The organism is Bacteroides rodentium JCM 16496, assembly GCF_000614125.1.
Lineage (GTDB): Bacteria > Bacteroidota > Bacteroidia > Bacteroidales > Bacteroidaceae > Bacteroides > Bacteroides rodentium.
Map to the genome: position 1 here is coordinate 1 of NZ_BAKJ01000106.1, position 4,855 is coordinate 4,855.

At 47.6% G+C, this 4,855-nt stretch carries 5 protein-coding genes; all 5 read right to left on the bottom strand.

Annotated features, from left to right (window positions below; genetic code table 11):
• On the bottom strand, nucleotides 1–1,222 hold a 1,222-nt coding region (locus JCM16496_RS20640), incomplete at its 3' end, for an ATP-binding protein (RefSeq protein ID WP_025836383.1).
• Nucleotides 1,223–1,423: 201 nt separating this feature from the next.
• Nucleotides 1,424–1,666 carry a hypothetical protein gene (locus JCM16496_RS20645; protein ID WP_025836384.1) on the bottom strand — a complete coding sequence of 81 codons (243 nt, stop codon included), beginning with the start codon at nucleotides 1,664–1,666 and terminating at the stop codon, nucleotides 1,424–1,426.
• Nucleotides 1,663–3,369, bottom strand: coding sequence for a hypothetical protein (locus tag JCM16496_RS20650; protein WP_025836385.1), 1,707 nt, complete (start codon nucleotides 3,367–3,369; stop codon nucleotides 1,663–1,665). Before JCM16496_RS20650 ends, JCM16496_RS20645 begins: the two co-directional genes overlap by 4 nt.
• Before the next feature lie 2 nt (nucleotides 3,370–3,371).
• Entirely contained in the window at nucleotides 3,372–4,511 is a 1,140-nt protein-coding gene (locus JCM16496_RS20655) for a hypothetical protein (protein WP_128809783.1), read from the bottom strand.
• Nucleotides 4,512–4,559: 48 nt separating this feature from the next.
• Nucleotides 4,560–4,697: a hypothetical protein gene (locus JCM16496_RS23005; RefSeq protein ID WP_167332310.1), complete on the bottom strand. Its 138-nt coding sequence runs from the start codon at nucleotides 4,695–4,697 to the stop codon at nucleotides 4,560–4,562.
• Nucleotides 4,698–4,855 lie beyond the last annotated feature (158 nt).

The following is a 4,855-nucleotide window of genomic DNA, read 5'->3' on the forward strand; positions in this document are numbered from 1 at the left end:
TATGCCCTTCGTCCAGCATCAGGACGGCATCCAGTATCCAGCTGCCCACCTCGCGCGAGGCAGGCTTCAGGTAGTTGGCGGCCAGCAGGGAGAGGAAGCCCTTGCGCACCTCGTTGTTGGGGAAGTCCAGCAGGAAGCTGCCCGTACGGCGGTTGTACTCCTTGATGGTGAGGTACCCGCTCTGGTAAATCATGGGCAGGGGGCGCTCCACGTCGGCCTTGTAGTCCACAAACATGGCAGGGTCGTAGAAGCGCCCGGCCAGCTCGTTGATGTGCTCGTTGCTGCGGGCAAGCAGGCGGATGAGGTAGGTGGGCGTACCGGTGGCGAACCAGTAGTCGCGCAGCTCCTGCATGTCGAGGGCGTTGAGGATGCTGAAGGGGTTGTAGACGTCGGTCATGGCCGTGCCGAAGTGGTAGCCGTCGTATTGCCGTTGCAGGAGGTCCCACATCTCGTCGGGGCTACATCCGTCCTTCCGGGCAAGGGCGGTGACGGGTTCGGAAAAGTACTCGCGCATCTCCTGCCCGGTGATGCCGCAGAGAGCCTCGTAGCGGTTGTCCATGCTGATGTCCTTGGGTTGGTTGAAGCCGCTGAACACGCTGACCTGCGAGAACTTGGTGACGCCCGTCAGCAGCACGAACTGCAGGTGGCGGTCGGCGGACTTGAAGGTGGAGTAGAAAGACTTCAGGATGTCACGGTGGCGGTTCTCCAGAAGAAGCTTTTCGCCCTCGGAAGTGCGGGTGTAGTAACCGGTGTCGAGCACGTCGAGGATGGGCTTGTCGTACTCGTCCACCAGCACCACGGCACGACGGCCGGCACGCTCGCTGGCACGGCGAATCAGCTCACTAAATCTGTCATCGACATTGTAATAGTTGGGATTCTTGCCGTACTCGTCTTCCCAAGTGGAGAGGTAGCCTTCTATTTTCCTTTCCAGCACGTCGGGCTGCGTATAGTCCCCTCCGTTGAAGTCGATGTGGAAGACGGGATATTCGTTCCACTCCTTCTCCAACCCGGCAATGGCAAGGCCGTCGAACAGTTCCTTCTGTCCACGGAAGTAGCACTCCAGCGTGCTCACCAGCAGGCTCTTGCCGAAGCGCCGGGGGCGGCTGAGGAAGTAAACCTTTCCGTTCTTCACCAGGTCGTAGACCAGGGCGGTCTTGTCAACATAGACATATCCGTCTTCGCGGATTTGATTGAAACTTTGTATTCCGATGGGATATTTCATGGTTCTTGGAGGCTTTAACGGGTTGATACTACGGCAAAGATACGATTTATCGGACAGAATGAGGAAAGAGGGGCGCTAAAATTACATAATACCGGGAGAAGGAGGGGACGGGTATCACAAAATAAAATTCCTGTCTGTTACAGTGCGGGGCTGTACAGACAGGAATTAAATTATATGAATCAGTTGAGGATTATCTCATGCTTAATTGAGTTTTTCCCACTTAGAATCAGTTGCATTCCACTGAACCAGAGCGTTCGCACCACCAGTCTTATCCTTGTTGGTGGTTACAACCTTACCATCTGTGACAACTAAATTAGTTGATGTGCCTTTTATGAATGTAGAACCGTCACCAATTTGTGCTTCGCCGGGAATCTGGATATAACCATTTGTTACGGTCAACGCACCATTTGTATAATCAAGGTTGTTGACTGACAAGATAGTCACATTGGTTGGGTTTTGTCACCGGAAACCGTTGCAGCGGCAGTAACTGTCAGTTTACCGAAGCTCAATCCCATGTCTGCTGTAAGACTGGTCAAGTCGGCACCCAGTTTCACTTCCTTACCGGCAGCATAAGTCTTGAGGTAAGAGTAGTGGTTGTTGCCATAATTTTCCACTTTTGGTTCTGCACTCAAGGTTATTGCTGAAAAAATTGTGATGTCTGCAATTTCATACGTTGTATTTGCAGGCCATGTCAGCTGGCCTCCGGATTTATTTGTCATAAATGCAGCCAAGTCTTCCAAGTTAGCAACTGTGAAATTTCCGTCGCTTGTAGGAGCTTCAGTAGTTGCACTACCACTACCATCAACTATTACGTTGAGCTTATAAGTCTTTGTCTCAGGAGTTGTAGACTTCTGTACAATATCTTTACCTTCAATAACATTGACCGTACCATTATTTTCTGCAATCCAAAGGAACTCACCGAAGTTACTGATGTTGTTATTATTCCAAGTAACCTTGTCTACTTCAACCTTGCCACTTTCATTTACGCGTACCGTAGCACCTTTCACGAAAGTAACCTCGTTGAACTTGGCTGCTTCTTCGAATGTCAGACTTGCATCTTTGTTTACCAATACCTTGGAAGAGCCTTCGATACCGGCATTGTCGAAAGTAACGTTACCGCTGATTTCAGCTTTTTTCACTGCAGTGAACGCATGGTAAGTGCTTACGCGAGGTGTAGCTCCATTCCATCCTTCTACGCTGACTGTTCCGTTGATGAGCAATTCCTCTACAGTAGCGTTGTCCATATTGTCAAAGTCAATGGTTCCACCGGTTACGTTCAGCTTGGTTACACCTACACTGCGTTTTCCTTTCACTTCTTTCAGTTCGCTTGCCTTCACGCCTGCGGCTGTTTCAAAGTAAATAGTACCTGCGTTTGAGTTTACCATTTGTACTGGGTCACCAATATTTGTCAACTGAATGGTAGCATCTGCCGCATTCTGCTGGATATGGTTACGTTTGCCAGAAGTCTTGATCAATCCCTTGAAGTCATCTTCTACGGTGTTGTTTACATTGGAGATTTCACCCTTATTCTCGATTATACCATAGTTATAGATCTTGTCTCCGGAAGCTTGTCCTTGCAGTTTGCCGGTTTCAGCCACCTTGATAGTACCGTAATTCATCAGTTTGGCATAAGCTGCCACTTCCTCCTTCACGGTCATCACACCCTGGTTTTCGATTGTTAGTTTTGTAGACCCGTCAGTGTTCAGTTTCTCGGCAATGGCTTTTGTCAATTCGCGTTCGCCATCCAGCACGATATTGGCATCGGTTGTCTTCTCCAGCAGGTTCAATACATCTGTCGGAACATCATTGTCCACCACCAGTTTGGCTTCATCCTGAGCCTTGATGGCCAAAGAACCCTTATAACCGGTAGCTTTCAAGGCATCGTACATGGCTTTTGTGAAATGTACATCTTTCAGCAAAGTAGCGGTGTTGACACGTTGGTTTTCTGCATTCCAATTAATGAATGCCATCAGTTTGGCTTCGTCATCTACGCTGATTGCTTGTGCCTTGACTACTGAGTTGTTATCGAACTGGATAATCAATTCATTCTTCACGCTCGGCTTCAAAGACTTAATCGCAATATTAGTCAATACGGTGTTAGGATCAAGACCTGCACCAGGTTGGGTAGTCTCAGCTTCTTTCTTCACCGTTAAGTCGATTTTTGTAATCTGCCTTGAGTAGTGATAATATCCATGAACAGTTTATTGGCTGTTACTGTCGGAATTGTATTTACCATTACTGCAAAGTGAATCTCTCCCTTGCTTTCTACCTTGACCGGAGATTCGAAAGACAGGATGGCCTGCTTCTCAATCTCGGGTGCCTGGCTAGCTGTTGCCGTAGAATAGCTCGGCTTTACAATCTGGCGCAAGGCATCTCCCTTCTTGTAGTCTTCAGCTCCGGAAGCAATATTGTATACAAAACTAGTAGCATCGCTGCTGACTGCCAGGTCTTCTGTTGCATCAATCAAATTTGCGTAGTTGAATTCGTTAGAGTTGCCCTCACCACCAGCAGAATTGAGGTTGTAAGCCTGACCGGCCTTTATGGAACCGTTGTCGGCATCGGTACCGCCATAAGCAGCGTCTATTGGATTCACAGTGAGGGCAGTTGCCACCTGGTCACCGTAAACAATGATCTTTTCTACATCTTTGGCTAGAGAACCAATGTTCTTCAGCGTTACTTTGATAGGAGCCAAAGTCGGAGTCATCACTACGCTCTTCAGTGCTTCCTTGTTTCCGCTACCGGCTTTCACCTGTGCATAACCGATGAAATATTGGTTCTTGGCAATTGCGGCATTCATATTCGCCTCTGTACCACCGGTTTGAGTTTGATTGTCAAGCTCGTGGATCAGCTGGCGTTGTCCTTCGTAGGTTTCATACGGTGCTGCAAAGAAATAGTTACCTTCCTGCAATTTTGAGGGAGCTTCCCATGCTTTGTTTGTTCCATTCCATGAGAACGGGTAGTCGGTATGGATGTAATTTACCAATTTGTAATGTTCCAGCCACGTTTCTTTCGCCCAATCAGCGGCTGTAGCGCCAAAAGGTCTATTGCTCGATTTGATTTCATCCATCAGGAAAGCTCCGATTTTGTCGGTAGCCTGCCAGCCGTAGTTTTCCCCATCATAGCTCACACGGGTATTGGCATCTCCTTTCTGGAAGTCCAGTTTTACTTCAACAAGAGGACGTTGGTCGTTGCTCAACTCCGGAGAGTTGGCAGATTCAAACTCCTCGTTTTGGCAAGCAGCGAAAGCCAAAGGCAGAGCTGCCGCGAATAACAAATGTTTAGTCTTCATAAATATTAATTAATTAATAATAATGTTGTTAATTGACAAATTTCGAGATTAGTCCACAATCGTAGGCCCGTCTCCATCGGGAGTTCCAGTAAAATCGCTCCCAGCGAATCCCTGTTCGATTTCCACTTCCAAAACTTCCACAGCCGGAACTTCATACTTCATTTCTTTTTCCATGTTCATAATCATAAAAATTAGTTGTTAATAATATAAATTGTTGTTTCTCTTATTCTGAGTAATTACCATCGTTGCTATTTCTGCGACACTTGAATAAAGTGATTTACTCTTAGGGAGTATCTATAATAATAAGGTATAAATTCCCTTTACCGCCCCCTCTGTAGCCCCGC

Excerpts from the sequence above, each read along its gene's own strand:
- JCM16496_RS20655 (WP_128809783.1), bottom strand. The coding sequence starts at position 4,511 with ATGAAGACTAAACATTTGTTATTCGCGGCAGCTCTGCCTTTGGCTTTC.
- JCM16496_RS23005 (WP_167332310.1), bottom strand. The coding sequence starts at position 4,697 with ATGATTATGAACATGGAAAAAGAAATGAAGTATGAAGTTCCGGCTGTG.